This is a genomic window from Paenibacillus sp. SRL342 (genome assembly GCF_984798905.1).
Genome location: NZ_OZ481790.1, coordinates 1077390 through 1103148, shown reverse-complemented (window position 1 = coordinate 1103148; position 25759 = coordinate 1077390). Strand labels below are relative to the sequence as shown.

The 25759-nt window shown below is 45.5% G+C and carries 21 protein-coding genes; 8 read left to right on the top strand and 13 right to left on the bottom strand.

Annotated features, from left to right (window positions below):
- Positions 1–139: 139 nt before the first annotated feature.
- The 3 genes from AC4E8D_RS04950 to AC4E8D_RS04940 form a co-directional block, all read right to left on the bottom strand.
- Complete coding sequence (locus AC4E8D_RS04950) at positions 140–976, bottom strand: sugar ABC transporter permease (protein ID WP_017690474.1); 837 nt, start codon at positions 974–976, stop codon at positions 140–142.
- Positions 973–2328, bottom strand: a complete 1356-nt coding sequence (locus AC4E8D_RS04945; RefSeq protein WP_221818862.1) for a sugar ABC transporter permease — start codon at positions 2326–2328, stop codon at positions 973–975. Before AC4E8D_RS04945 ends, AC4E8D_RS04950 begins: the two co-directional genes overlap by 4 nt.
- A 258-nt stretch (positions 2329–2586) precedes the next feature.
- Positions 2587–3873 carry a sugar ABC transporter substrate-binding protein gene (locus tag AC4E8D_RS04940; RefSeq protein ID WP_490205916.1) on the bottom strand — a complete coding sequence of 429 codons (1287 nt, stop codon included), beginning with the start codon at positions 3871–3873 and terminating at the stop codon, positions 2587–2589.
- A gap of 445 nt (positions 3874–4318) precedes the next feature.
- Here AC4E8D_RS04940 and AC4E8D_RS04935 point away from each other — a divergent pair, with 445 nt between their 5' ends.
- Positions 4319–5353: a LacI family DNA-binding transcriptional regulator gene (locus tag AC4E8D_RS04935; RefSeq protein WP_339306978.1), complete on the top strand. Its 1035-nt coding sequence runs from the start codon at positions 4319–4321 to the stop codon at positions 5351–5353.
- 174 nt (positions 5354–5527) lie between these two features.
- Here AC4E8D_RS04935 and AC4E8D_RS04930 read toward each other — a convergent pair whose 3' ends face one another.
- Positions 5528–6286, bottom strand: a complete 759-nt coding sequence (locus tag AC4E8D_RS04930; RefSeq protein WP_307414842.1) for an SDR family oxidoreductase — start codon at positions 6284–6286, stop codon at positions 5528–5530.
- Positions 6287–6478: 192 nt separating this feature from the next.
- On the opposite strand from AC4E8D_RS04930, the gene AC4E8D_RS04925 reads away from it, so the two are divergent.
- Complete coding sequence (locus AC4E8D_RS04925) at positions 6479–7072, top strand: TetR/AcrR family transcriptional regulator (RefSeq protein ID WP_490205915.1); 594 nt, start codon at positions 6479–6481, stop codon at positions 7070–7072.
- Between the two features lie 156 nt (positions 7073–7228).
- Positions 7229–7768, top strand: a complete 540-nt coding sequence (locus AC4E8D_RS04920; RefSeq protein WP_490205914.1) for a hypothetical protein — start codon at positions 7229–7231, stop codon at positions 7766–7768.
- Between the two features lie 120 nt (positions 7769–7888).
- Here the strand turns inward: AC4E8D_RS04920 and AC4E8D_RS04915 are convergent, their stop codons facing one another.
- The 5 genes from AC4E8D_RS04915 to AC4E8D_RS04895 all read right to left on the bottom strand — a co-directional run bounded on the left by AC4E8D_RS04915 (position 7889) and on the right by AC4E8D_RS04895 (position 15026).
- Complete coding sequence (locus AC4E8D_RS04915; protein WP_490205913.1) at positions 7889–9028, bottom strand: toxic anion resistance protein; 1140 nt, start codon at positions 9026–9028, stop codon at positions 7889–7891.
- A 198-nt stretch (positions 9029–9226) separates the two neighbouring features.
- Positions 9227–10915, bottom strand: coding sequence for a vWA domain-containing protein (locus AC4E8D_RS04910; RefSeq protein WP_221818857.1), 1689 nt, complete (start codon positions 10913–10915; stop codon positions 9227–9229).
- A 12-nt stretch (positions 10916–10927) separates the two neighbouring features.
- The gene (locus tag AC4E8D_RS04905; RefSeq protein ID WP_313771416.1) at positions 10928–11659 is read right to left on the bottom strand and encodes a hypothetical protein; all 732 of its coding nucleotides are present in this window, start codon (positions 11657–11659) and stop codon (positions 10928–10930) included.
- A gap of 394 nt (positions 11660–12053) precedes the next feature.
- Complete coding sequence (locus AC4E8D_RS04900) at positions 12054–12416, bottom strand: Uma2 family endonuclease (protein WP_339306969.1); 363 nt, start codon at positions 12414–12416, stop codon at positions 12054–12056.
- Positions 12417–12704: 288 nt separating this feature from the next.
- Positions 12705–15026, bottom strand: a complete 2322-nt coding sequence (locus AC4E8D_RS04895; RefSeq protein WP_490205912.1) for a beta-L-arabinofuranosidase domain-containing protein — start codon at positions 15024–15026, stop codon at positions 12705–12707.
- A 182-nt stretch (positions 15027–15208) separates the two neighbouring features.
- On the opposite strand from AC4E8D_RS04895, the gene AC4E8D_RS04890 reads away from it, so the two are divergent.
- Positions 15209–15973 (top strand): helix-turn-helix transcriptional regulator, encoded by a 765-nt coding sequence (locus AC4E8D_RS04890; RefSeq protein WP_490205911.1) that lies wholly within the window; start codon positions 15209–15211, stop codon positions 15971–15973.
- A gap of 129 nt (positions 15974–16102) precedes the next feature.
- Positions 16103–16615 carry a GNAT family N-acetyltransferase gene (locus tag AC4E8D_RS04885; RefSeq protein WP_490205910.1) on the top strand — a complete coding sequence of 171 codons (513 nt, stop codon included), beginning with the start codon at positions 16103–16105 and terminating at the stop codon, positions 16613–16615.
- A gap of 134 nt (positions 16616–16749) precedes the next feature.
- Here AC4E8D_RS04885 and AC4E8D_RS04880 read toward each other — a convergent pair whose 3' ends face one another.
- Positions 16750–17793: a 2,3-butanediol dehydrogenase gene (locus tag AC4E8D_RS04880; RefSeq protein ID WP_490205909.1), complete on the bottom strand. Its 1044-nt coding sequence runs from the start codon at positions 17791–17793 to the stop codon at positions 16750–16752.
- A 333-nt stretch (positions 17794–18126) separates the two neighbouring features.
- Between AC4E8D_RS04880 and AC4E8D_RS04875 the strand changes: the two genes are divergently transcribed.
- The gene (locus AC4E8D_RS04875) at positions 18127–18936 is read left to right on the top strand and encodes a LysR family transcriptional regulator (RefSeq protein ID WP_490205908.1); all 810 of its coding nucleotides are present in this window, start codon (positions 18127–18129) and stop codon (positions 18934–18936) included.
- A 216-nt stretch (positions 18937–19152) separates the two neighbouring features.
- Here AC4E8D_RS04875 and AC4E8D_RS04870 read toward each other — a convergent pair whose 3' ends face one another.
- The gene (locus AC4E8D_RS04870) at positions 19153–20907 is read right to left on the bottom strand and encodes a methyl-accepting chemotaxis protein (RefSeq protein ID WP_490205907.1); all 1755 of its coding nucleotides are present in this window, start codon (positions 20905–20907) and stop codon (positions 19153–19155) included.
- Positions 20908–21351: 444 nt separating this feature from the next.
- Here AC4E8D_RS04870 and AC4E8D_RS04865 point away from each other — a divergent pair, with 444 nt between their 5' ends.
- Together AC4E8D_RS04865 and AC4E8D_RS04860 are read left to right on the top strand one after the other, a co-directional pair.
- Entirely contained in the window at positions 21352–21699 is a 348-nt protein-coding gene (locus tag AC4E8D_RS04865) for a winged helix-turn-helix transcriptional regulator (RefSeq protein WP_313771415.1), read from the top strand.
- 307 nt (positions 21700–22006) lie between these two features.
- Entirely contained in the window at positions 22007–22894 is an 888-nt protein-coding gene (locus AC4E8D_RS04860; protein WP_339182196.1) for an SDR family oxidoreductase, read from the top strand.
- A 355-nt stretch (positions 22895–23249) separates the two neighbouring features.
- On the opposite strand, the gene AC4E8D_RS04855 is transcribed toward AC4E8D_RS04860, so the two are convergent.
- Together AC4E8D_RS04855 and AC4E8D_RS04850 are read right to left on the bottom strand one after the other, a co-directional pair.
- The gene (locus tag AC4E8D_RS04855) at positions 23250–24602 is read right to left on the bottom strand and encodes an amino acid permease (protein WP_339182194.1); all 1353 of its coding nucleotides are present in this window, start codon (positions 24600–24602) and stop codon (positions 23250–23252) included.
- 451 nt (positions 24603–25053) lie between these two features.
- On the bottom strand, positions 25054–25509 hold the full coding sequence (locus tag AC4E8D_RS04850) for a GNAT family N-acetyltransferase (RefSeq protein ID WP_221818846.1): 456 nt from the start codon (positions 25507–25509) through the stop codon (positions 25054–25056).
- Between the last annotated feature and the right edge of the window lie 250 nt (positions 25510–25759).

The window sequence follows — 25759 nt, the reverse complement described above, 5'->3', positions numbered from 1 at the left end:
TCCTCCCTAATCATCATTCGAGCCCATGCAGAATCAGGCACTTCCGCTGCAGTGCCAGTCGATAAAGACATGACATCACGGAAGTGCCTGGTTAAAGTGCCGCAGGGATCGCGGCTGACTATGCTGTTATGGCACGGTATTACCCCTTCGAAGCTCCTGCCGTCAGACCCTGAACAAGGAATCGTTGCAGGAAAACGAACAGCAGTGTAATTGGAATCGCGATCAGTACCGCACCCGCAGCGAACATCGTAAAGTTACTGTCCTGATAACGGTTGACCAGATCCCACATACCCACCGCAAGCGTCCAGTTCTCCTTTGTCCGCAGCACCAGCCGGGCGAAGATAAAGTCCATCCATGCACCCGTGAAACTGGTTAGTGCCACATAAGTCAGCATCGGCTTGGATAAAGGCAGGATGATGCTGGTGAATACCCGCAGGTGACTTGCACCATCCATGCGGGCCGCTTCATCCAGACTGCGGGGAATCGTATCAAAGAAACCTTTGACGATAAATCCGCCCAGTACCGCCCCTGAAGAATAGACCAGGATGAGCGCAGCGTGGGTGTCGAGCAATTTAATTTGCAGCAAAATGATATAGATGGCAATCATGCTCATGAAACTCGGGAACATGCCGAGGATTAGCATGGTGGAGAGAATCGTTTTACGTCCACGGAAGCGGAAGCGGGACAAGGCATACATCCCGAGTGTCACCATCAACGTGGAGAAGATCATTGTGAAAAAGGCAATTTTCAGCGTATTCATATACCATCTGCCGTACATAAAGGACGGGTTATTGAACAGCTCCCCGTAATGGGTCAGCGTGAAAGCTTCCGGCCATAACCGCTCACTGAACAATGCCGCACCGGGTCTCAGGGAAGAGAGAAAGATCCAGAGTACCGGATAGATGGAGACAACGGCGATGATCAGCAACAGCACATAACTCAGGGCCAAACGCAGCGGATTATTACGTGTCTTCATTGAATCATGTCCTCCTCCTTGAATGATTTGGAGCGGCGGAAGTTCCAGATAGAGAATGTAGCGATAATAAGGAAGATGATAATGCCTACCGCTGAAGCCATGTTGAATTTGTTATTGTCGAGCGTGAGCTTGTAGAGCCAGGTCACCAGCAGGTCCGTTGCCCCTGCGTACTGGTAGTCTCCCCGCAGTGGATTTCCATTGGTCAGCAGGAAGATGACATTGAAGTTGTTGAAGTTTCCGGCGAATTGCATGATGAGTACCGGGGTTGTGGCAAAAAGAATGAACGGCATGGTAATGATCCGGAATTTCTGAAACGCAGATGCTCCGTCCACTTCGGCAGCCTCATAGAGGTCACGAGGGATGGCTGTCAATACACCTAGAATCAACACCATACTGACCGGAATACCGATCCACATGTTGACGACAATAACGGTGACCTTAGCCCAGAATGGATCTGTCAGCCAGGGCAATCCTTCCAGTCCAAATGCTCTCATATACGTATTGATTGGACCAAACTGACCATTGAACAGATTACGCATGAGCAGCAAGGAGATGATCTGTGGGATCGCATAAGGCAAAATAAAGATCGTCCGCCACAGCTTCTTGAAGCGTATGCCACGCTGTTCAATCAACAGTGCTACTAACACGCCGCCAAAATAGGTGGTGACTGTCGCCAAGATGGCCCAGATGACCGTCCAGGTCAGAACGCCGTAGAATGTCTGACTCCAGGATTTCAGCTGGATCAGATCACTGAACGTCTTGAAGCCTACCCAGTCCACGAGTTTTGCTGGCGGAATATGATCCGGGGCCGAATAGTTGGTAAACGCGATCGTGATCGTAAACAGGATGGGCATAACGGTGAAGAAAAGAATGCCCAGGGCCGGGATGGACAGGAACAGATACGGAAAGTTTTTGTCCATCATGTTCCGAAGCGATGCCGCTGCGCCTAGGGTCTGTTTGCCTTCCTCCCTCGCAAGCCCCGTGACGTACGCATCCCGAATATTCAAGATGTAGATTAAGATAAACACAAAAAACACCAGCAGTACGATAATGCCATCAAGCAGCAAAAAGATGGAATGGTCTCCCCTTTGTAGTACAGTGGACCCATTCACTTTGACAAAACGCTGTGTATTTTCCCCCAGTGTCCATATGCCCCATACGGCCTGTGACAGGCGAGGAAGCAGGTACGCAAGCCCCGCTCCCTCCAGTAACAGTAGACAAATCCCCTTAATCCATTGTCGATTGTACAGCTGTCCAAGACCTTGCAGTATGATGGAACATATGGCCGCTGTCATCCGATGCTGTCTTTCCGTGTTCGGTCCAACAGGCACCGGGACATGCTGCTGTTGCATTCGCTCTCTCCTCCCCGCCTATTGCTAACCTGCATACATTGAACAAAAGTGTACTTACACTGACCACTCCGATGACAGAACAAGCTTCCGATCGCTGTTATCCCCAGATTTTTTTCGATCCCTTTTCCAATGGGAAAATCCGGTGATAAAGGCGCACGTTTTACTTCTTCATCTTTCTTCTGTCCTCTACGTTTTTGTGTAAATATGAAGTTCAATTTATGCAGCTCTTATGCATATCTTCGCATTCGTCGTTCGTCCTTATTGGACGGTTGCAAGGCTTTCCTGGATCTGTTTCACGGCGTTATCCAGTGATGCCTTCACGTCCTTTTCGGTATCCCATATATCCGTAATGGCCGAAGTGATCGGTCCCCATACGCTGTCCATGGCAGGAAGCGAAGGCATTGGAGTTGAGTTGTTGAACTGTTCCAGGAACGCATTGTTGATTGAGTCCTCTTGCAACTTCGGATCAACAGCTACGTTTTTGTTCGCAGGAAGTGTACCGTTCAGGTCAAAGTTCTCCATCTGGGCCTCTTCATTGGAAAGGAACGCTGCCAATAGCTTCGACGCATTCGGATATTGCGTAAATGCATTCACATAATAGGCTTTAACGCCTGAGAAGGAGGTCATCGGTTTGCCATCGATTGCCGGAAGCGGAGCAACGCCAAAATCAATACCTGCATTGCGATAATCGGCAATGGTCCACGGACCATTAATGTCCATAGCGAGTTTTCCGCTGGAGAATAATCCTTTTTTGATATCATAGTTCACGTCACCCATCTTAAGCGGCAGCACCTCCGACTTCAGCGTCTGCAGGAACTGTCCACCCTTCTGGGCTCCTTCGTTATTCAGACCGAGATCCGCGCTGTCCATTCCGTTGTCTCCAAAAATATAACCGCCCTGTGAAGCCAGGAATGCATAGTTATAATAAAACTGCTGCAATTCCCACATCAGTGCGTACTGATTGGACTTCACATTATTGAACGTCTTGGCGAAACTGATAATCTCATCAAAGTTTTTCGGAGCTTCCGGATAGAGTGCCTTGTTATAGAAAAGGGCGTAGGTCTCCACGCTGTACGGATAGCCGTACAGGATATCCTTGAACGTCACTGCCTTCAGCGCGTTGTCGCTGGTGTTCTCTACGGTTTCTGCTTCGAATATGTCATTGGGCAGAATAAGTCCCGCCTCTGAAGCGCTACCAATCTTATCATGCGGGAAAACAACAACATCTGCCGCCAGACCCGCTGGGCCATCCGTCGTCAGCTTGGTTACCTGATCGGTTGGAGGTAATTCCTCCATTTTGACCGTTACCCCATATTTTTCTTCGAATTTTTTGACCCTTTGTTCAATAAAGCTGCTTTGATTTTTATCCTCCCAGATCACCAGGGTCGCCCCTTCTTCCGGTTGAAGGTTCTCGGCTGTCAGCTCTACAACTTCCTCCGGATTCTCACCTGCCGTTGTTGGAGATGGACTTCCGCCTCCAGCCCCGCACGCAGCCAGTGTAAAAGCCATCATGACGGACAATGTTGCCCCTTGCCATTTTCTCATGTAAAATGTCCCCTTCCCTCTGCTTGGTCCAACAAAGTTCGCGCTTTTCACCCTTTTGTCTGCGTATGTTGTCAGGTTCTGCACCCCATATCCCCTTTTGTACAAACGTTTGCTCAAATGGAAGACAAGATGACCTCTCCGTTCAATATGTAGGGGTAAACAAGTCAAGAAGTATGTAAATCCACTGATGTAAGCGCTACAATAACAATCACATCATACAATAACAAACTTTATTTGCACAAACGTTTGCACAAGCCATATTTGCTCAATTTCAACCATTTTCTTTCTTCTACCTACAGTAATTTCCTGTTTCCTTGTTCTGACTCTTTCTTCCTTAATATTACTTCATGAGTATCCCTTACTCGGCAGTTAGCAATTGATTTCTCGTATCCTTTGGATTACCATAGGAGAATATTTATACGATTGTTCAGAAGGGATTTTTTACATGATTACGATCAAGGATATTGCCAAATTGGCGGGTGTTTCCCCTTCTACAGTGTCACGGGTGATTTCCAACCATCCCAGAATCAGCACCAAGACATCTCTCAAAGTGAAGCAAATCATGAAAGAATTAAACTACCATCCCAACATCATCGCGAAGAGCCTGGTTTCCAAAACAACACATACCCTTGGGATTATGCTTCCGCGTCCTGCAGAAGAGTTGTTTCAGAATTACTTTTTCGGGGAACTGCTGCGAGGTATTATTACACATGCCACCCGTATGAATTATGAATTGCTGCTAACAACCGAAACATCATCAGACAATGAACTGCATGCAATATCACGCCTTGTTCATGGCCGTAGAGTGGATGGCATTCTACTGCTTGGGTCCAAACGAGACGATCCCATCATTTCTTTTTTGGAAGCGGAAAAGTTTCCTTTTGTGTTAATCGGTCGCAGTGAAGCTCATCCAAATGCCCCCATGGTGGATAACGATAATGTGCAGACCGCTTATGATGCGACTCATCATCTGATCGCTCAGGGCCATACCCGAATCGGATTTGTCAGCGGTCCTCCGGACATTACGTTATCGCATGATCGTATGTTAGGATACCAAAAAGCGCTTGCCCACGCCGGGCTGGATGCGGATAGTGACTGGATTGTGGAAGGTGAATTTCTGCAGGAAAGTGGATTTAGAGCGATGTCGCTGTTCATGTCCTTGCCGGACAGACCCACCGCAATTGTTGTCATCGATGACAATGTGGCCTTCGGGGTATTGAGGGCTCTTGCGGAGCTTCATTATCTGGTGCCTGAAGATATCAGTGTGGTCAGTTTTAACAATATTGCATTATCGGAACTGGCTTCTCCACCCCTAAGCTCTATCGACATCGGGACTTATCAGCTTGGTTATACAGCCGTTCAGGTACTGTTAAAAATTCTTAGTGGGGAACCACAGCTTCATAATCCGGTCATTATCCCCCATCGTCTGATCGTGCGCGAATCCTCACTCTTTTCCAAGCCAAAGCCACCCTCAGATTGACTCATTTCGAATATTCGCGTAGTAATGCAAACGTTTGTCCTACACGGAATATGATGCTGTTATCCACCGTACGTAGGTGCATAGGTGCAAAAAAAAGAAGCCGCATATACTGATGCGGCTTCCTTAATTCACACACTATTTCCGTACTCCATGTTTCGACTGCACTTGAATGGATTAATAAGAGCTCCAGCCAGCATCTGCTGTAACGACAGTTCCATTCACGAAGCTGGACTCGTCAGATCCAAGGAACAAAGCCACTTTGGCGATCTCTTCGCTCGTCCCGATGCGTGGGTTAATTGCCATCCCAAGCTGTTGCCGCCCTGCACCGAAATGGCTAATACCTGTCATGGAAGAGCTGATATTGGTTGCCACAGCGCCTGGAGCGATCGCATTACAGCGAATGCCTTGCTCAGCATACATGTACCCTGTATTTTTGGTGAAGCCCACAACCGCATGTTTGGACGCCGTATAGGCTGCCCCTGCACGTCCGCCATGTAGGCCCCCTGCCGAAGCAATGTTCACGATGATACCTTTTTGTTTTTCCAGGAAAATCGGCAATACTTTACGCGTTGTCCGCATCACACTGGTTGTGTTCACAGCGAACAATCTCTCCCACTTTTCATCAGTTACATCTGCTGCCGGCTCCATGCCATCCATAATTCCCGCATTGTTAACCAGAATATCTACTGTACCGTATGTGCTAACCGTCGTATCGATCAGATTTTGCACATCTTCTTCTTTGGCTACATTGGCCAGAACGACAATTGCTTCTCCGCCCTGTGCTTTAATATCATTAACTACCGCTTGTGCGGATTCTTCGTTAATATCCGATACGACGACTTTCGCGCCTTCTTGAGCATACAACGTGGCAATTGCTTTCCCCATACCTGAACCAGCACCTGTAACAACTGCAACTTTATCTTGAAGTTTCATTCCATGTATCCTCCTTTGTGTATTCGTTTACAATAAGTTAACAAACAAATGTTCATTAACTCTTATCCTTAGTATAATAAGTCATAGCGTTTTACTTCAATCAGTAAAAGCTTGCCCAGTTGTACGTTAAACAACACTATTAAGCCCGAATGTACTTTAATTAATAAAGTGAACTCGCGAGGAGGTAAATAGATGTCTGAAACTATGAATTCGATGGACCGAAGAATTAAAAAATCAAAAGCTGCACTGAAGGATGCACTCATCCATTTGATGCAAAAACATCCCTTTAAAGAAATTTCGATTACGGATATTGTGCAGCGTGCCGACCTGAATCGGGGAACTTTCTACAGGCACTATCAGTACAAAGAAGACCTGTTCAACGAAATCATCAATGATGTGATTCAGGATCTGGTGACTTCTTTTCGTAAACCCTATCAGGATGAGGAAGAGTTCCAAGTCAATCTGATGCCCTCTTCGGCGATCACTATATTTGAGCATGTGCACCAACATGCACAATTCTACACATTGGTTGTAAAATCTGAGGCCTCCTCCAACTTCCAGCGTATGATCTGTGATGTTCTTCGGAATCTGGCCTTACAGGATCTGAACCACATCTTCCCGCAGCACATCAACCATGAAATATTGGCAAGTTACCAATCTCATGCGATATTCGGCATGATCATGGAGTGGATCAGACAGGATTTCAAACACAGCCCCGCTTACATGGCCGAGGAGTTGTTCAAGATCATCCATTACAAGCCGGATAATGTCGTGTTGAGAAACTGAGATTCTGAATTGTCTTACTTCCCTATAGCAGGGTGATTGAGAGTGATTTTAAGAAAGCTTCACCACCAAAATTATGTAAATGCATTCCTGTAATTTCTGGTATTTATATGTTAGGTTATCCAATGGAATACAAACAAAAGGAGGATGACATTACATTTGAAGAAGTCGTGGATAATATCATTGATTACCAGTTTTGTTTTGCTTGGCGGAGTGCTTCTCTCTCCAGCCACTTCTGCTGATGCAGCCAAAGTAGCAACCTCTACATATTCAGATTTAGATCAGAGTTATGCAGAATTTGAAGAGTACACTAATCAGTTATTTGCTCTTGAAACTTATGAGGCCAAGGCCTTCACAGCTTTGGAAAGCATCGACACCCAAGTAACTTCAACAAATCGCAAGTCCATGTATCTTAAACTTACAAATACGGTGATCCCCAATTATACTAAATTGGTATCCAAGGCAAAACAAATCAAGCCTACCAACCCGCAAATCAAGAAAATCCACGCCACATTTGTTAAGGCAAGCTACACTCAGCTCGAAGGGTACCTGTTGTACCAAAAGGCAGTATCCAAGAACAAAGTGAATTACACGTTACTAAAACAGGGTAATGCCAAAGTAAACACCGCTAGTGTTCTAATGGATCAATGCGAACAACAGTTATACGCTTATGCAAGAAGCTTGGGGTATGACAGTTAGTACCAATCTTCATAAAATCCAAAAAGCGACCTTTCCCCATGTTTAATGGAGAACGGTCGCTTCTTCTAATTATAGAAATAAAGATAACAATATAATGCGTATTATTTCTCTCTCTTCTGATTACAGCCCCAGCTTCTGCCCTTTCTCCAACCGCTGAATCTGTTGCTCGCCGGTATCCGCAAGTTCACGGAACTGGTTAATCGTCTCACGCATTCTTGGCAGAGCTTCCTGCTTATAAAGACTAATCGAATCGAGCGCCGACAGCACATCGGTAAACGCCTGTTTCATCGTATCCACGGAGATGCTGGCTTCATACGCCTGCTTTTGGATGGCAATTCCCTGATCCTTGAGCATCTTGGATGTTCCGGCGATCAGATCATTGGTTGTCTGGTTCAGCAACTCAATTTTCTGCAATACAATCTTCTGATTATACAAAGCACTCGCTACTGTAACGGCAATCTTCAATGCCGAGATCGTTACATTCTTCGCCCGGTCTACGCCTCGGATCAGTTCCTTGTTGTTGCGGATCACCACTTCGATCGCCATGATGCCCTGCTGGTTCACAACCAACATCTGTTGCAGGTCCATCACACGCTGACGAAGCGGGAACAGCACTTCTTCCGTAATAAAACGAACTTTCTCGGGGTCTTCATTGCGGACCTTGGCCGCTTCAATCTGCGCATCGATGGACTCATCCATAAGCACGCCAAGATGAATCTCCTTTTGTAGTCGTTTGGTGAGTTCCCGCAAGTTCTGCTGTTCAATCTCCAGCGTTGTATTATCGTTACGGAGGGTGGATCTGCCCTTATCCAAAGAGGTTACGATGTCAGCGATGACTGCGTCAGCCTTCTGGTATTTCAGGAAATAGGCGCGAAGCGGATTGAACAATTTCCCGAGGAAACCGGTCTTGGCAAAGTCGACCACGCTTGGGTCGAGATCCTTCAGTTGCATATGCAGCTCGGTCAAACCTTTGGCGACCTGACCGCCCTCGTCTCCCGTCTTGGACAGATGTCCAACGGAGACTTGAAGCAAAGCGTTTTTCTCAGAAGAGGATCTCATCGTGTTCATGCCAAAGCCGTCAATGGATTGCAGAATTTCTTTGCGCTCCTCCAGGGATTCGAGATCCAGTGTCATGATCATCTCTACGTTGGCATTTGCCACTTGTTGAAGCTCCGCGACCTCGGCGGGCACGGGTTTCACCTCTTCTTCGATCACCTTCTGAATTTCCTTCTGGCTTGGTATTTCCATTGAAAATGACATCTACAGTTCCCCCTTTAAATACGTGCTGTAAAATGATTGATATTCCACGCGAGTGACTCCGATTGCAGTACCATCCTCCGATCGCTGTTATCCCCAGATTTCTTCATTTTCCTCATTAATCGGTTGAAATCTGGTGATAAAGGCGACCGCTACGCTTCTTCAGATCGGTTCTGCACTCTACGTCTTCGTGTTATAAATTTACATCTGTACGTTAAACAGGTTACCGATCTTGTATACGACATCGTCGGTATCGGCATTGATGCTTGCAGCCTCGTTAATGCTGGAGATGCTCTCCAAAGCCTTGATGTCCGCGTTGTATCCAATCGTATAGATTGGCACTTTGTACGTCTCGACCAGATCCCGGATATCCTTGAGGGTATGACCTTCGTTGGTCTCGCCATCACTCAGGACAAAAATCAGCGGCTTCACGTTCGGATTAGCAGCCATATAATCTTCCAGCATCTTCATTGCCACTACGATTCCATCAAAAGTCGCCGTACCGCCACCAGCTTGCAGACTATCAACTGTTCCGACAAACATGGACTGCTGGTTCGTATCATACTTGGCAATTGGCAGATTCACAGTTACCCCGCTAGAGTAAGAAACCAATCCAATACTGTTCTCTGTGCCCAGATACTTCTGACCTTTGCGCAAAGACTCCTTCAGTCGGTTAAGCGGCTCGCCGTCCATACTTCCGGACACGTCTGTCACGAACACGGCAGCAATAGGTTTACTGCCATTCTTCTTCTCTTTCCAGACTTTCTGCGCGGACAGCAACGTACCGCCATCCACGGTAGCCAATTCGGATTTGTAATCCTGCAAACCGTTGAAACCAAATTCTTCCGCCGATTGTTGGTACTTCGCCTGGGTTACGAATTCCGCAAACTTCTGGATAATCTCCTGTTTGTTCTGCGGCAATTGTCCCAATGCATACAACGGGCTATCATGTCTCACACCAAATGGTGTAAAGACGTATCCACTCTTCAGATCAGCGGTATTCACATACGTCTGGTATTCGAGTACAAAGGCATCCAGTCTGCCTGACTTGGCAGCTTCCCGCATCTGAATCGTTGTTGAGGCTGTAAACGGTACATTCGTCTGGAATTTTTCGAACCCTTCAATGGCCTTCTCGCCAAGCGGGTTGGCGCTGTCATACGTATTCAGTGCAGTCACCAGGAAATTCAGTCCTGTGGAGCTGGCAAATGGATCGGTATATCCCATCGCGAGTTCATTGTTGGCAATGGCTTCGGTTACGGTTTTTACATTAACGGAACCGTACGTATCAACCAGTGCATCATATTTGGCTTTGGAGATGACAATACCCGGAACATTCCCAACCAATCGCTCGGATACCATCTCCGTCTTCACCCCACTAGCCTCAACCATCTCGCCCCACAGTTCATTGGAAGGTGTGAATGCATCCGGCATATACTTACCAGACTTGATATAATCGGTGGCCGTACCAGAGGCAATGTTGCGAATTTTGACCGACACCTGTTTGCCACCAATGGTAATATTAGCTTTGTTGAACTCCTCGCCCACTTCGGTTAACCAGCCGTCTACCCCGCTGCCCGACTTCTCTGTGGAAGAAAAGATTTCGACGTAATCATTTGTTGTATTCTCTACAGCAATTGCGAATTTGGAGATATCCGGCAGTGATTCTGCCACATCGACCGGGTCGAGATCAATCTGTCCTTTGACCGGTTCCGCCGTCGCTGGCGCAATGTCCGCGTACAGTTTCCCCAGTTCCTTACCTGCATTCTCTGTGCTCACCTGTGTGGTTGACTTGCCAAAGTTCGATGTTAGTGTAATTCCTGCATAGACCAGACCAAATACGAGTACCAGCATCACGATTGATATGAAAAAAAACTTTCCCTTCTTGGCCATACGAGCAACCCCTCACTGTCTGTATAATTTGGTGTGCTTGATTAACTGATCAATCTCCTGCATACAAGGCATCTGTTCAATATCTCCGGCTTCAAAGCTGTCGAGGCGTGAAATCTCCAGTAACAACTGATCGAGCTTGAGCAAGATTTCCTCATTGGTGTGTAATGCATTTTTCACATAAGACAGATAATCGTTGTATACCTTGGTTTTTTCCTGAAAAAGCTTCTGGGGAAGTGTTGAGGATTTGGATTTCATCATGTTGGCATAGTCAGCTTCATCAAATACATTCAATCGGTTCAGCACACTGCGGATGTTCAGGTACAACAGCTTCTCCACTTCCAGTGTGACCGAAGCAAATTTCTTGTAGCTCAGTTCTCCTGGATCAAACCGTTGATGAAGCACATTCAGGAGGGTTTCTTTTTTCTTTTTCATTCGACTAAGTTGGGACAGCCCCAGCGTAATATCTTCTTCGAGAACTTTAATGCGCCTATAAAAAGATAAGGCTTCCACATAATCTTCATGCGTTTCAATATGCTTCACAGGCAGGACTACCGGTTGTCTGAACAGCAAGGTGTAACTCCCATATAGGAGTGCCATTGCACTGCCGAACAGAAGGGTAACGGATAGTGCAGTTGTGAATGCACCCTCATCGAAGTTCAGCCCGATGAAGCCGGGTGAGAATGCCAGAACATTCACAGCCACAATACAGAGGATTAATCCGAACAATTTTATGTACTTGATCATGTTCAATCATCCGACCTCCTTTCATGTTATATATTGGTGCTTGATGTCGTAATTTTCCTGTTCAACTTATTCTTATTGTACATGATGTTAACGCTCTCAGGTGGATATGATTGGATATTTGGATACTCATAATATACGTGGTTTGGGCTTATCCCATTTCATATTTTCAGGGACAACGTAGAACTTGGCAGGAAATTTGGTGGTCAATCGTAAAAGTTCGTCTTACCAGACGGCAGATTGTGGAGAAGAAATGTTATCAGATAATACGTGGAAAATAGCTATGCGTGTCATTTTTTATATAAGACTTGTCTGAAAAGGAGTAATGCAAAAAGGACGAATCGGAGCTCATCCGGTTTCGTCCCTTTTGCGTTGGTTCATCATTTTCGTGCTTCCACTACCTCAGTTTGAACAACGACTCCAGCGAAATGCGCAAGTCAGGACACACGACGGATTGAATCGTTTCCTGCTCTGTATATAGATGACGGGTCTGGTAACTGCCATCCTCCAGCGTGTACACATGGACGGTTTGATTGCCGGGGTCAACAATCCAATATTCGTTCACACCATATTTCTGATACAAGTTAAATTTTTCGTTGAAATCCTTTAACGCAGTAGAAGGCGATAACACCTCTATAATTAAAGAAGGTGCACCGTGGCAGCCACTTTTGGAAATCTGGTCTTTCGAGCACACCACCGATAGGTCAGGTTGTACAATTTGATCTGGTACATCATATTGTTCATTTTCGCTAAAATACACATCGAAAGGGGCTACAAACACGAAACATTTCCGATTCTGATAAAAAAGTCCGCAAGGAGAAGTACAGCTCACCCACAATAAACTGGTGCGATGAAGTAGGTACTGGCGACATATTAAAAGCTTTGCCGTTAATTAATTCCCAAGATCCTTCCCATGTTAACCAATCCTGAAAGTTATAAGTACCTTTATCGTCGGGTTTTGCCACACTTCCATCCTCCTCTTCCAACGAACCGTAATTTATCTCCATTATAACATTGTGTTTTGCGCCTTTTCACACCATGCCTCTTATTATGAAAAGATGGATTCCGGTTTGCTCCGCGTGGTGCGTACCTCTACAACTTTCCCGGCACAACCATTGTCGCCCTTCGCCTGGAACATTACCGTAACGCTGTCTTTGCCTGATGTAACCGCCTCAGGAATATCATAGGTCACATAGAACACTTCGCCGATTTTGTTCATGTGAATTCGCTGCTCACCAACGAGTGTTCCATCCACGGTAATGGCGAATTGTCTGTCATATAACGTACCTTCCCATCCAAACGTGGAATGATCTCCGCCCCAATAGGCCACACATAGATAATTGGATGCCGTTCGATCCACTGCCAGTTGGTAACTGAAGTAAGCCCCATTGACGCCAAAAGCTTCTCGCCACATATGCAACTTCTTACGTCCATCTGTGGTTGAACCGTTGTGATGCTCACCCCGGCAGTTGCTGTCCAGTTGATGTCCAATCTCATCCTGCTGACCGTCAGCTTGAACCCTGTCGATCGTGATATCGTTCAATTCTTTCTCCAGCGCATCTCCTTCATCGTTAAACGGCCAGTAAACGGTATAAAATTCATGATGCACATCATAGAAAGGAATGAGCTTCACGGCTTCGCCCGTCGAAGTGACATCCTTGCTAAGTTCAAATGTTAACGTATCTGCATCTACAACCTTAATCCACTCTCGTACATCCTCCTGTTCTGTCCAGATCACAGGTACGGAAGCAGTCTTGGGATTCAGCGCTGTTTCGTCCACAATCGTATCCTCAGGGAGCCCCTCGTTTCCTAGTGCACCAGCGAGCACTATTGGTCCGTACAGGAATGCCACTTTGTGGGCATCATCCCGTGAAGTGTACTGGCGGAGTGACATCGGCAGTGTGATTGTGATGACATCGCCCGCTGTCCATGTGCGGTCGATGGAAAGATAGCCGGGTTCCATCCGTGTATACGGATGCTCCGTATCCCCGTTGACGGTTGCCGTCATTGGCTCTTGTAGCCATGAGGGCAACCGTAGTCTTAGATGGGCCGAGGCGCTGCCTCCGGTGATCGTCAGGGTTACCTTTTCCGAATAAGGAAAGTCGGTTTCGAGCTTCAGGGATATACCCTGAGACGTCCAATCCAGCTGGGAAGCGATATACAGGTTGACGTACAGGTCTTGCTCGTCTTCGAAATAGATGGCCTCGGCATATTTGCCCGGATTCTCCATGCCTGATCCTGTACAGCACCACCAAGCCGTATCGTGTGTACCATAGATTTTGTAGTGACCTTGCAGCGTTGAGGCAAAATACGTTTTGTTCCCCGTATCCGGGTCCTGCGTGCCCAGGATGTGATTGTAGAGGGCGTTTTCATAATAGTCCATGTAGGCGCTATCGTGATTCCAGGCGAAGAGTTGCTTGGTAAGGTGCAACATGTTGTGAGTACAACAGCTCTCTCCTGTTTTGATGCCAAGACTCTCCATACCCTTTGCTTCGTAATGCTCCGAAATGCTCGTCGCACCAAATACGTAAGAACGATGATGCACCGTGGTGTTCCAGAAAAACTCTGCCGCTGTCCGATAACTCTCATGAGTATGGTCCTGATTGTAGATTTCGGCTGCACCGATCACTTTGGGAATCTGGGTATTGGCGTGTTTGCCTTGAAGATCGTCTTGCTTGTGCTCCAAGGGTCTCAGGATCAATTGATGGGTGAACTTGTTAGCGATCTCAAGATATAAGGCTTTACCGGTAATCCCATACAAATGTGCAAATACTTCATTCATGCCCCCGTGTTCACTTTGAAGCATCGTCTGCATCTGTTCTTCTGTCATCGGGAGCAAACCTTCAACCGCCCAGTCTGCAAATCGAGTAACTACCTCAAGTGCCTGTCCGTTGCCAGTGAGTTTATAGGCGTCAATCAGGCCGCGATAGATTTTGTGCACACTGTACCAGGGAACCCAGTATTCACCGATATTGAATCCACCGATATTCTCTGCTCGAAAAGCCATGTGGAAAGGTTCTTCGGACAAACCACCGATATACCCGCTCCCCGTGGTCTGCTGGATTCTCGCCAGTTCGGTGACCGCATAATCCAGTCTTTCTTTTAACGTGATATTCCCGGTTGCCTGATACGTCACAGACAGAGCAGACAGATAATGTCCGAGGGAATGTCCGCTGATGGTACGTGCCTCCCAACCCGCGTAGCGCTCTTTTCGGGCAGGTAAACCATGCGCTTCGAAGCATGGAGCCAGGAATCGATCAATATCCAGCGATAACAGGTAACGCTCCCCCACCTCTTGTGATGTTTGGAACACACCATTTAACAGATCTACATGTTCCGGTCCCAGAAATCCTTTTTTCGTATCAATCATGACACTCACTCCTTCTCGGGATGTAATAGATATCCATTCATTCTTGAGGGGTAAAATCCGTGTTCTGTTCCATAAGACTAATACTCAACAATCTACTGCAGAGCTTGAATATCCTCATATTATCAAATAAAATACAATTACATCAGACTCATAATCCAAGAAAAGGTGGATAAATCCGTCCTATGCAAAAGCCACTGGAACATTACCTGTGCGGCAAGTTCATATCCGAAGGCAACTGGAGCCACATGAGACGCAGCATGCCCGTTCACGAGATCATTTTGATGCTGGAAGGTGAGATGTACATCGCGGAAGAAGAGGAACAATATGTCGTTCGTGCCAACGATCTGTTGTTTCTGCGCGCCGGTCGCACCCATTACGGCTACCAGATCAGCGACGCCCCTGTCAGCTTCTACTGGGTTCACTATGATGCCATGTTGCCTGAATTCAACCGGTTTAGGACACATTCCACCATCCAGGTCCCTTCCATGGCCAATCAGTTATTCAAGCAATTGCTGCATGTGTCATCCTTCTCACCCGAGGAAGCCAACGCTGCTTTGTTATTGTTGTTCAGAGAACTGGAGCGGAATATAGAGGCGGATTATCGCCCGCACAATGCAATTGTGGACCATATCTGTAAGTGGGTCGATATTCATCTGCATACAAACATCACGGTGAGTCAGATTGCGGAAAATTTTAATTTTAACAAAGACTATATCTCCAAAATGGTGAAACGTGAGAAAGGTACTGGACTCAAAACCTATATCCTCACAGAACGAATTCGCCGGGCGAAACAATTGCTGCTGAACACCAATGCCAGTGTAAAAGAAATCGCCGGACAATGCGGCTTCTCCGACTACAAGCTGTTCCTGCGCATGTTCAAACAATACGAAGGCAATACGCCAACCGAATATCGCAATCATCTGTATTCCACACAGCTCAATCGCTGATATGCTTTGATCTATAGAAATGACTGAGTTACCTATAGAAAATTTGAATGAATCGGATTGAATCCGTTATGGTAAAATGCAAGAAAACTATATTCCATACTTAACCCATAAGAGAAGGGGAATTATTAGATGACAACGGCTGCCGTTACGATTCATCCTGCCACAGAAGCAGACCATCCAGAGATTGTAGATATCCTTGTTGCAAGTTATGTAGAGTATCGGGAGACTTTTGAGCAAAATGAACGATGGGAGGCTTATCTAAAAGATATTCGAGAGTCTGTGGTTAATCCGTACCTGACACAATTATGGATCGCAAAGATTGATGATCAGATTGTTGGTACAGTTCAATTATTCGAAACAGCACGCAAGGCTTATCCAAACTTTGAATTGCCAATCGATTATCCGTTTATTCGGCTGCTGGGTGTTGATCCAAAATGGAGAGGTCACGGGATTGCCAGAGTATTGCTCCAGCAATGCGTAGATTCTGCCAAAGAGATGGGCAAAAATACGGTGTACTTATATACGGGCGGTCAGATGGTTAATGCCATCCGCTTATATGAGCGTTTTGGATTTACAGAGGATAAGGAATTCAGCTCCGAGAGTGACGGGGGCAAGGCGATCTGTTACCGTTATGATTCCTAGTGGAGGTTAACAGCAACACGGGATCAGCCAGCCGAGAATGAAACGTAGAAAAGACCGATCATCTTCATGACGGTCTTTTCTACGTTTATAGATGATCAATCAACATTTGCAATGTTACATCGCTATTGATTTTTTTAGCCGCCAATCTCCACCAAAATCTTCGCATGGCTCTTGTCGCTCATCAACAGTTCAAGTCCTTCCTGCACGATGTCGTCCAGTTTGATTTTCTTGGTGATGACTTGTTTCACATCGAGCGCCCCTTCAGCAATTAATGAAATCACTTCAGGGAAAATGTGGCGATATGCCAGCGTTGCCGTTAGATTTGCTTCTTTGACCAGAAGATCGAAGAAGTTCACTTGAAGCGGATTGGGTATCGCAGCGATGACAACAACTTCTCCACCTTTTTTGACAACCGCAATGGCGCTATCCATCGTTGGTTGCACACCCGCTGCTTCATAAGCTACATCAATGCCGCCCGATTGTTGCAAGATCACCTCGGTTGCATTGACTTTGGCACTGTTCACCGGAATCGCTCCCAGCTTGGCTGCCAGGTCCAGACGTTCACCAAATACATCAACTGCATAGATTTCAGAGGCTCCTGCTGCTTTGGCAGACAGAATGGTCAATAATCCAATTGGACCTGCTCCGTATACGGCTACCTTGTTCCCCACTTTCAACTTGCTGTGACGAACCGCGTGAAAGGCTACTGCCGTAGGCTCTACGAGCGCGCCTTCTTCGAAAGATACGTTATCCGGTATGGGATGAACCATGTATGCTTCAACAACAACATACTCTGCAAAACCACCATCACCATTCAGTCCAACGAATCCAAATTGAGTACATTGGTTATAACGACCCTGGATACAGTATTCGCATTTTCCACAGTGGTACAACGGCTCTACCACAACACGATCCCCTACACTGATACCGCTTACATTACTTCCCAATTCACTCACGGTTCCTGCAAATTCATGACCCAATGTCAACGGTGCTTTATGTCCTGAAAGCGGATGATTCTCGCCTTCTTGAATCCCCACACCATGATGATAGGCATGCAAGTCACTGCCGCAGATCCCTGCATATTCCACTTTGATTTTGACTTGACCCGCTTGAGCAACCGAAATCTCCCGCTCTTCCACACGCACGTCTTTATGGGCATACCATACTGCTGCTTTCATGAAGTCCATCCCCTTTATATGATTGTCTATATAAGTTGAACTAGATATGTTACACCTGATCACGCTGATTGCAGTACCATCTTTCGATCGCTCTTATCCCCGGATTTTCTTCATTCCCTTGATCCAAGGGAAAAATTCGGTGATAAAGGCGCACGCTCTGCTTCTTCAGATTGGTTCTGCACTCTGCGTTTCTGGTGTAAAAGTTAAGGTTCTACTTATATAGTAAAGAACTATAACGCTTGTCTATATATTATATCGCTGTTCATGTATTATTCATATTTATAGATACTAATGTTAACATTAGTTGTATTAATGCTAAACGGAGATGAAATCATGAATCTGGAACAGCTCGAATATGTCGTTGAAATTGCGAAAACGCAGTCATTCTCCGCCGCCTCGGAGCATCTGCATGTCACACAATCGGCGATCAGCCAATCGGTTCATCGTCTGGAGAAAGAATTGGGTATCATCCTGTTCGAACGCTCGCGGCAGGGAACTCATCCCACTCCCGAAGGAAAACAATTCATTGCCAAGGCACTGGACATTTTGCAGCGGATTGATGAATTGAAATCCCTGAACGCAGAAGCCTCCTCTCTTAGCGGAGAGCTTCATGTGGCTACTTTTCCAAGTGTCATGCCCTATCTTGTCCAGTCTGCTGCGGATATGAAGCGTGAGCACCCGCAACTTAACATCTCCATTGAAGAGAAAGGGTCCATGGAAATCATCGAAGATATTCGCAACAACAAAACCCATCTGGGCTTTATCGCGATCTATGCGAAACAATTGCGGGAATTCGATGGACTTCACTTCAGTCCCATGTACTCGGGCAAGCTGGTCGTCGGTACTCATCACCTGTCTGAACTTGCCAAGCACAGCCGCGTTACACCGGATCAATTAAAAGAACACAAACTGGCACTGTATCGAGATGGTTTCATTGAAGACTTCATCAAGGAATTCACGTATGATCATGGATCTCTGTCCATTCTGTTCAAAACAAATAATTCAGAAGCCATCAACATGGTGTTAAGAAACGATATTGCCGCCACAATTGGTCACGACTTTTCCTTTCACCAAAATCTCTTATGGAAAGAAGGTCTGGTGAAGATGGTAGAGATCGCTGGAATTGATCAACCGAAAATGTAAATTGGCTTCGTGCAGACGGAATCCAAGGAGGTCGCCGTAGCCGCAGAACGATTCGCCCGACGCTTCAGACAGGCGATAGAGCTGGATCATTTAACAGTTTAAATCTAAAAAAGTGCTCCACCCTTTGAATGAAGTTTGGGATGAACACCAACTTCTCCAAGAGTGGAACACTTTTCTGACTACCTCTTGCGTTACTATTACTACACCTTACTCAAACTATACTTTAACTTTGCGTACGGCTTCACTCATCTCGTTCGTCTGCTGCTCCAACATGGTTGAGGTCTGCGCCACTCTGTTGAACATGGCCGACTGTTCACGCATCAAGCGATAGATTTCATCCGAATGATCCGATACCCCGGCTGATATCTGCGAGATCGTATTAACGGAAGCTGCAGCCTCTTCCGATCCAGCCGAGATTTCCTCTGCCGCAGCGGAGACTTCCTGAATGCGACGGGTCACCAGTTGGAACGCATCAACTACATGAGCGAAAGCTTGCTCCGCTTCTGCTGTAATTGTAACACCTTGTCCAATCTCGGTTGCAGTAACCCCCATCTGTGAGCCAATCTGCTGTGATTCTTGTTGAATGCGAAGCAGCAAGTTCGAGATCAGTTCCATGGATGTGCTTGAGGCCTCCGCAAGCTTCCGAACTTCGTCCGCCACAACCGCAAAACCTTTGCCGTGTTCTCCTGCATGTGCTGCCTCTATGGATGCATTAAGCGCAAGCAGCTTCGTCTGACTCGCAAAATCACGAACCGTGTGCAGGGCACCACCAATTTCCTGGGAGTAGTTATTCAGCACCTGGACCATCGCTACAACTTCACTTGAGACATTTGAGATGCTCTCCATCTGTGTTTTCATCAGTGTCATGCTTTGTTTGCCGGACTCCGCCGTAGCAAGTGCACTTGTTGCTGCATCTGATACAACCATCGAGGATTCGGATATATCCGTTATGCCTTTTGCGATCTCTTCCATCGCATTCGCACTATCGCTCGCACCCTGCTTCTGCGTATGTGCCCCTTGCCTAATCTGTTCGACAGATTGATCAACCGTCTTGCCCATCTCAAGCATCTCTTCGGTACTGCGATTAAATTCCTTCGTTGATTCTGATAAAATATCTGTGGTTACTGCTACGCCTTCAACCATGTTACTCACAATCTTATTCAAGTTCCCGGACATATGTATCATCGCTTGGTATGTTGTTCCAATCTCATCTTGGCTGCGCAAACGATACGACGTCAGAATTCGATTAGCTTCTGCAAGCTCACCTTGTGCCATCTTTTCCACACTCGCCTTCAGCGGTTGAAGTGGTCGCAGTCCTCTTACGATAAACCACGTGACAACAGCAATGCCTATAAGTGTAATTAATAGCAACAAAGCATAGAAAGGAATACTCGATTTCATTATATCTGACTCAATGCTTCCGATCACCGATACCGCCGTATCGATCCCGATTACACCTGTTACAGCGCCGTTACTATCCAGCATGGGAGCGTATGAGGAAATATAGTCGCCATACTCCTCATTGTTAATGATCGAAGAACTGGCTGTTTGCCCCTGCAACAGCTTTTGAACAGCCTCCTGAGGGATATCGGTTACTTCATTAATCGGTGAGGCTTTATCTGCATCCTTCATGCCGTCCACCATAATTAGTGGCGTACCTTTTTCATCTATTTTGACGAAATACACATACATTGCACCAATGCTTACGCGAAAGTCATCCAGTTCATCACGAATCTTCAAGAATTCGTCATTCTCCTTGGGGTCCTTGGCAAACTCGGCATAAGATGCTGTATCCAGCTGATTCACATAACTCTGAGCAATCTGGATGTTGTAACTCGAAATGGCCTCCTGCGCAGCTAGTTTCATATTGGCCACCTGTAACAGCATGCTTCCAACGGCTATAATCGTAATGACCAATGTGACTACTGCAACAATGCGCACAACCAAACGTTTTCTAAAAAAACCAATCATCCGCTCCTCTTCCTCTCCCGTGAACCCAAGCCTTTTTGACTAGGCGCTACCCAAAAACCGCATGCTTGAAGCACTATGTATGGGAAAATAGTAAACGAATATGTCGAATTAGGCAAGAAAATATTGGGTTAACGTAAAAACGCTATCATAGCCGTGATAGCTTTGTTCATTGGAACTGCATTTAGGCTTTATCTCAGTTTGTTTGCCAAACAAAATCTGCGTCATTATAACTGACCATGCAGATATTAATTACAGGTTTCTTTCATAAGGAATTTATGAGTTATGTTTATTCGGTATTAGGAGTTTTGTGTATACACTATTGAGTCATCTGTGTTGAATATAAAGTTCATTTTTTACATCCTTTACACGGAGATTGCATTTTTCAGATTGAATCAACACATGTACTATAATAATGGAAATTAAATGAGGGATGGTGTTTCTCAATTGAAAACTTTTTATTGTGATCTGGAAATTACCTTGGATGTCATTGGCGGAAAGTGGAGACCTCTTATTCTGTATTACTTATTAAAAGGTCCTAAACGGACCGGTGAATTGAAAAGGCTCATGCCAACAATTTCTCAGAAAATGTTAGTCCAGTCATTACGGGAGTTGGAGGGTGATAATCTGGTTATAAGAAAAATGTATAATCAGGTACCACCAAAAGTGGAATATTCAATATCAGAAATGGGTATGTCACTTGAACCCACTCTGCGAGCTCTTTGTGAATGGGGTAAGAATTATGCAGAGAAGACATTGAGCAAGGATGAATATCAGAGAATAAATGTAGAATAGAGTAATTTCAAAAACCAAGTTATTTTGTACTTCGTCCCAATTATCACCTTTTAGTTACTATATAACCTAAAAGTACGTACTATTTTAAAAGTAATACATGGTACATAATGAGACTTGTGACCATGAAGAAAATCAAAAAATAGTAATTCTAATATGCGTTTCAAAATTTAAACCTGGTAAGGAAGGAGTTTTCTGCGACAGTCTATGGTCATACAACTGGTGGACGATCGGAGAGTAATGATTAGATTAGTTTCTAATTGTAAGATTTACAGCAGTATATTAATAAAAGTCCAAAGGGGGTATTAATATGGGTAAAATACTTATTACTGGAGCAACAGGTAATCTCGGCAGCAGGACACTAGAGCTTCTTCTTAAAAAAGTTCCGTCAAGTCAGGTCGCTATATTGGTCCGTAATCCGGAATCTGATAAAGTGGAAAGGTTTGTTAAAGAAGGTGTGAAAGCTTACCAAGGCGACTATTTTGATTATAACTCCCTTCTGCGAGCATTTAGTGGTGTTGAAAAAGTGATGCTTATTTCCGCGCAAGCATTTACCGACCGCAATACGCAACATTTCAATGTAATCGCAGCTGCAAAGCAGGCTGGTGTTAAACAAGTCCTCTTCACGTCGATCATACGAAGAGAAAATTCAAATCTTATTGTGCCCGAAGTATCGACGTCAGACCTATTTGCTGAACAAACACTTAAAGCATCTGGATTAGCCTATACCATTCTGCGGAATCCACCGTATCTTGAAGTCATGCATTCGTATTTCGGAGATGCGCTTAAAGTTGGCGTGCGAGTACCAGAGGGTTCCGGTAAAGTAGCCGCTGCATCTCTGGATGATTTGGCGGCAGCCATCGTAGCCGTTCTCACCCAAAACGGGCACGAAAATAAGTCATATACTCTAAGTGGCAGCGAGGGAAGCTCTTTTGCAGACATCGCTGCAGCCCTCTCGGAGATTAGTGAGATAAATATCCCTTATGAGGCAATTAGCGAAAAAGAATATATAGACACTATGGTAACAAATGGCTTACCTGTTCTTATGACTGATTTCTTATTAGGTTGGGTGCGAGGAATCAACACTGGAGAATTCTCGGAGACATCTGGGGATCTTGAACGTCTGATTGGCCGAAAACCAATGACATATAAGGAATTCTTTAGAATCAAATCTCAGTTTTCTAAAGTTGAAGATTGAAAGCTGACATGTTACTAACCTGACTCTAAGAAAAGTCAGAGTTATTTCGAACGTGTTAATGTCCATTCTAGCAAGCGGTTCTGGTTATAGAACAAAATATATTCGCTCACTTGCTGCTCAACATCCGCTTTTGCTAACTGCTTCATTCAAGTAATTTTCTCAGTCTTTAAATGAGAGAAGATGACTCGATACAGGCATTGTCCAGGCAATTCTCACGCCTAGAGTGACTTCTTAGCATTCCAAGTTGTTTCAGTTTACTGTTGAAGGGCTTAGAAGTGTATAAAATAGGGACTGCTGAAAGCAGTCCCTATCTTACTTATAAAGTTTTCTCATTAATTATGACTACCTAACCATACTAAACTGTTCGTCCATTCGTCTTCCTGAATCGAATCAGGGACCAGATAATCAACAACGCGAGCACGGCAAGACAGATGCTAATACTGAACCGATTACCTTCATCAAACACAAACATCACCGCAATCACACTAAGACATAGTACCACGACTCCGGTTATGTAAGGGAATCCCCAGACTTTGAAGGTCGGTTGAACCGGATATCTCTTCCGCAGTTTCAACTGTGATGAGGCAATACAGATCCACACAAGGATTACGACAAACCCCGGAACTGCGAGCAATACGCGGAACAGTTGATCCTGCGCGAACAGGCCAAGCAAGGAACCTCCAAGCAAAACTACTGAGCACACCAGAAGTGTGTTAACAGGGCTACCGTTGCGATTGGTCTGTGACAATGCCTTCGGAGCTTCCCCGCCCACTGCCATGGAGTGCATCATCCGAGATGCACCATAAATCCCTGAATTCGCAGCAGACAGAACTGCCGTCACCAAAATAAAGTTCATTATGTGTGCTGCTCCCGGCAGGCCTGTAGAGGCAAGCACCTGTACAAACGGACTGCTCTCCGGCCCAATTTCATTCCATGGGATAAGACCACAGATGATGAGAATCGGCAAGGTGAAGAACAGAATAATTCTGAGCATGAAATTGCCCACGATTTTGGGCATAACTTTTTCTGCATTTTCCGTCTCGGTCAGGGTCAGACCAATCAGCTCCGATCCCCCGTAAGAGAACATAACCACAAGCAGTGCCGAGAAGATCGATGACCATCCGTTCGGGAAGAAGCCCCCTGCTTGCGTATAATTCTGCAGATATGGCGTGTTATCACTTGGGATAATACCAAAGATCAACCCTGCACCCAGGAAGATAAAAATAATGATCATGGCAATTTTGATCCCGGCCAGCCAAAACTCAAATTCCCCGAACACACCTACACTTAACAGATTAACGAGTATAATGAACGCCGCACAAGCCAGACTCAGCATCCACAGCGGTACTTCCGCGAACCAATACTGCAAAAAACTCCCGGCAGCAATCACCTCAATGACACATACCGATAACCACAGAAAGCAATACATCCATCCCATAACAAAGGATACTCGGCTACCAAATGCCTCCTGCACGAAGTCTTTCATATTTTTGTTCTTGTACACCGTAGCCATCTCAGCCATCGCGGCCATAACAACCAGCAGCAATAATCCAGCAAAAATGTACGTGACAATCACGCCCGGACCTGCGAGTCCAATCGTCTCTGCGCTACCTTTGAAAATCCCTGTTCCAATGACACCACCCATAGCCATAAAACTGATGTGTCTTGGTTTAAGCTTCTTCTGTAATGTTCCTTCTGTCTGAGCCAATTCAAGTCCTCCTGATGTAAAAAACGTCTATAATGCTGTCTTGTTTCATATTTTTGCACAATCTCATAAACATAATGTCCAGTATACCCTATTGTCCATCAATCAGCCCAGAAGTTCCTTATGGCCAATTCATCCCAAACGTATAGGGACATAACCTATGTTTTATACCCCACAATCGCATGAAGCAATCTGTGCACAATCCAGGTTAGCACCACAGCAATGATGGGACATAACATAAAGACAGCAAACAGCGGATTCATATGATCGAACAACCAATATATCCTGCACGACTCCCTCCACATTCTTCGTCACAAGGCCACGTTGCTTTAATGCTGTATTATTTAGTTTATTCTACTCGTTTTCCAACTCTTAAAATGTACGATATGTTGCACAATAAAAAAAACCAGCATCCTGTAAAAAAACAGAATTCTGGTTTCTCATGCGATTCCACTTAGATTGTTTTTGTCATAAACATGCTGTTCGGGTCCAATATATAATCTGCGAATGGTTCGCAATATTCGAAACCGAAGTCTTCGTACAATTTCCGTGCCGGGATAAATGAATCCATTGAACCCGTCTCCAGACTGATTCGCTTATAACCACGGTCTGTGGCAACCTTCATAATATGAGCCAAAATTTTTCTCGCTACGCCTTTTCTCAGATGAGCCGAAGCGGTACGCATCGACTTCAACTCTGCATGGTCTGAATCAAGTTCTTTGATAGCCCCGCAGCCGAGCAAGTCGCCCCCTTCCCAAGCACACCAGAAAGTAATTTCGGGCTTCTTGAGTCCATCCAGATTCAACGCATGTATACTCTCTGGAGGCGAATCTACCGCCATCCCTTGCAAGTGCTCCGCAATTAAAGCCTTAACTTGGACTCCACTCAAATCATCCACTTTGATCTCCATAACGTACCACTCCCGCCGACATTTTTATTGTTTTTATCACTGAATGTATATCAATCATTTCATCTTACTACCGTGTTAGGTTTTATGACAAGAGGTTGCTTATATCCACTGAAATACGCTATTGTGATTCACCTATAATTTCCAGTATGATGAGGCTATCAAATGCCAAAGGGGCGAGGTCTATTGCGAATTATACATAGAGTTAAATGTGAAACCAAGGTGAAGCCATCTTAACCTATTTTAAAGGAGA

What these genes read in the sequence shown, in the direction of transcription:
- AC4E8D_RS04895 (WP_490205912.1), bottom strand. Translation starts at nt 15,026, where the DNA reads ATGATTGATACGAAAAAAGGATTTCTGGGACCGGAACATGTAGATCTG.
- AC4E8D_RS04890 (WP_490205911.1), top strand. Translation starts at nt 15,209, where the DNA reads ATGCAAAAGCCACTGGAACATTACCTGTGCGGCAAGTTCATATCCGAA.
- AC4E8D_RS04875 (WP_490205908.1), top strand. Translation starts at nt 18,127, where the DNA reads ATGAATCTGGAACAGCTCGAATATGTCGTTGAAATTGCGAAAACGCAG.
- AC4E8D_RS04910 (WP_221818857.1), bottom strand. Translation starts at nt 10,915, where the DNA reads ATGGCCAAGAAGGGAAAGTTTTTTTTCATATCAATCGTGATGCTGGTA.
- AC4E8D_RS04870 (WP_490205907.1), bottom strand. Translation starts at nt 20,907, where the DNA reads ATGATTGGTTTTTTTAGAAAACGTTTGGTTGTGCGCATTGTTGCAGTA.
- AC4E8D_RS04915 (WP_490205913.1), bottom strand. Translation starts at nt 9,028, where the DNA reads ATGTCATTTTCAATGGAAATACCAAGCCAGAAGGAAATTCAGAAGGTG.
- AC4E8D_RS04950 (WP_017690474.1), bottom strand. Translation starts at nt 976, where the DNA reads ATGAAGACACGTAATAATCCGCTGCGTTTGGCCCTGAGTTATGTGCTG.
- AC4E8D_RS04905 (WP_313771416.1), bottom strand. Translation starts at nt 11,659, where the DNA reads ATGATCAAGTACATAAAATTGTTCGGATTAATCCTCTGTATTGTGGCT.
- AC4E8D_RS04940 (WP_490205916.1), bottom strand. Translation starts at nt 3,873, where the DNA reads ATGAGAAAATGGCAAGGGGCAACATTGTCCGTCATGATGGCTTTTACA.
- AC4E8D_RS04925 (WP_490205915.1), top strand. Translation starts at nt 6,479, where the DNA reads ATGTCTGAAACTATGAATTCGATGGACCGAAGAATTAAAAAATCAAAA.
- AC4E8D_RS04880 (WP_490205909.1), bottom strand. Translation starts at nt 17,793, where the DNA reads ATGAAAGCAGCAGTATGGTATGCCCATAAAGACGTGCGTGTGGAAGAG.
- AC4E8D_RS04945 (WP_221818862.1), bottom strand. Translation starts at nt 2,328, where the DNA reads ATGCAACAGCAGCATGTCCCGGTGCCTGTTGGACCGAACACGGAAAGA.
- AC4E8D_RS04860 (WP_339182196.1), top strand. Translation starts at nt 22,007, where the DNA reads ATGGGTAAAATACTTATTACTGGAGCAACAGGTAATCTCGGCAGCAGG.
- AC4E8D_RS04850 (WP_221818846.1), bottom strand. Translation starts at nt 25,509, where the DNA reads ATGGAGATCAAAGTGGATGATTTGAGTGGAGTCCAAGTTAAGGCTTTA.
- AC4E8D_RS04935 (WP_339306978.1), top strand. Translation starts at nt 4,319, where the DNA reads ATGATTACGATCAAGGATATTGCCAAATTGGCGGGTGTTTCCCCTTCT.
- AC4E8D_RS04885 (WP_490205910.1), top strand. Translation starts at nt 16,103, where the DNA reads ATGACAACGGCTGCCGTTACGATTCATCCTGCCACAGAAGCAGACCAT.
- AC4E8D_RS04930 (WP_307414842.1), bottom strand. Translation starts at nt 6,286, where the DNA reads ATGAAACTTCAAGATAAAGTTGCAGTTGTTACAGGTGCTGGTTCAGGT.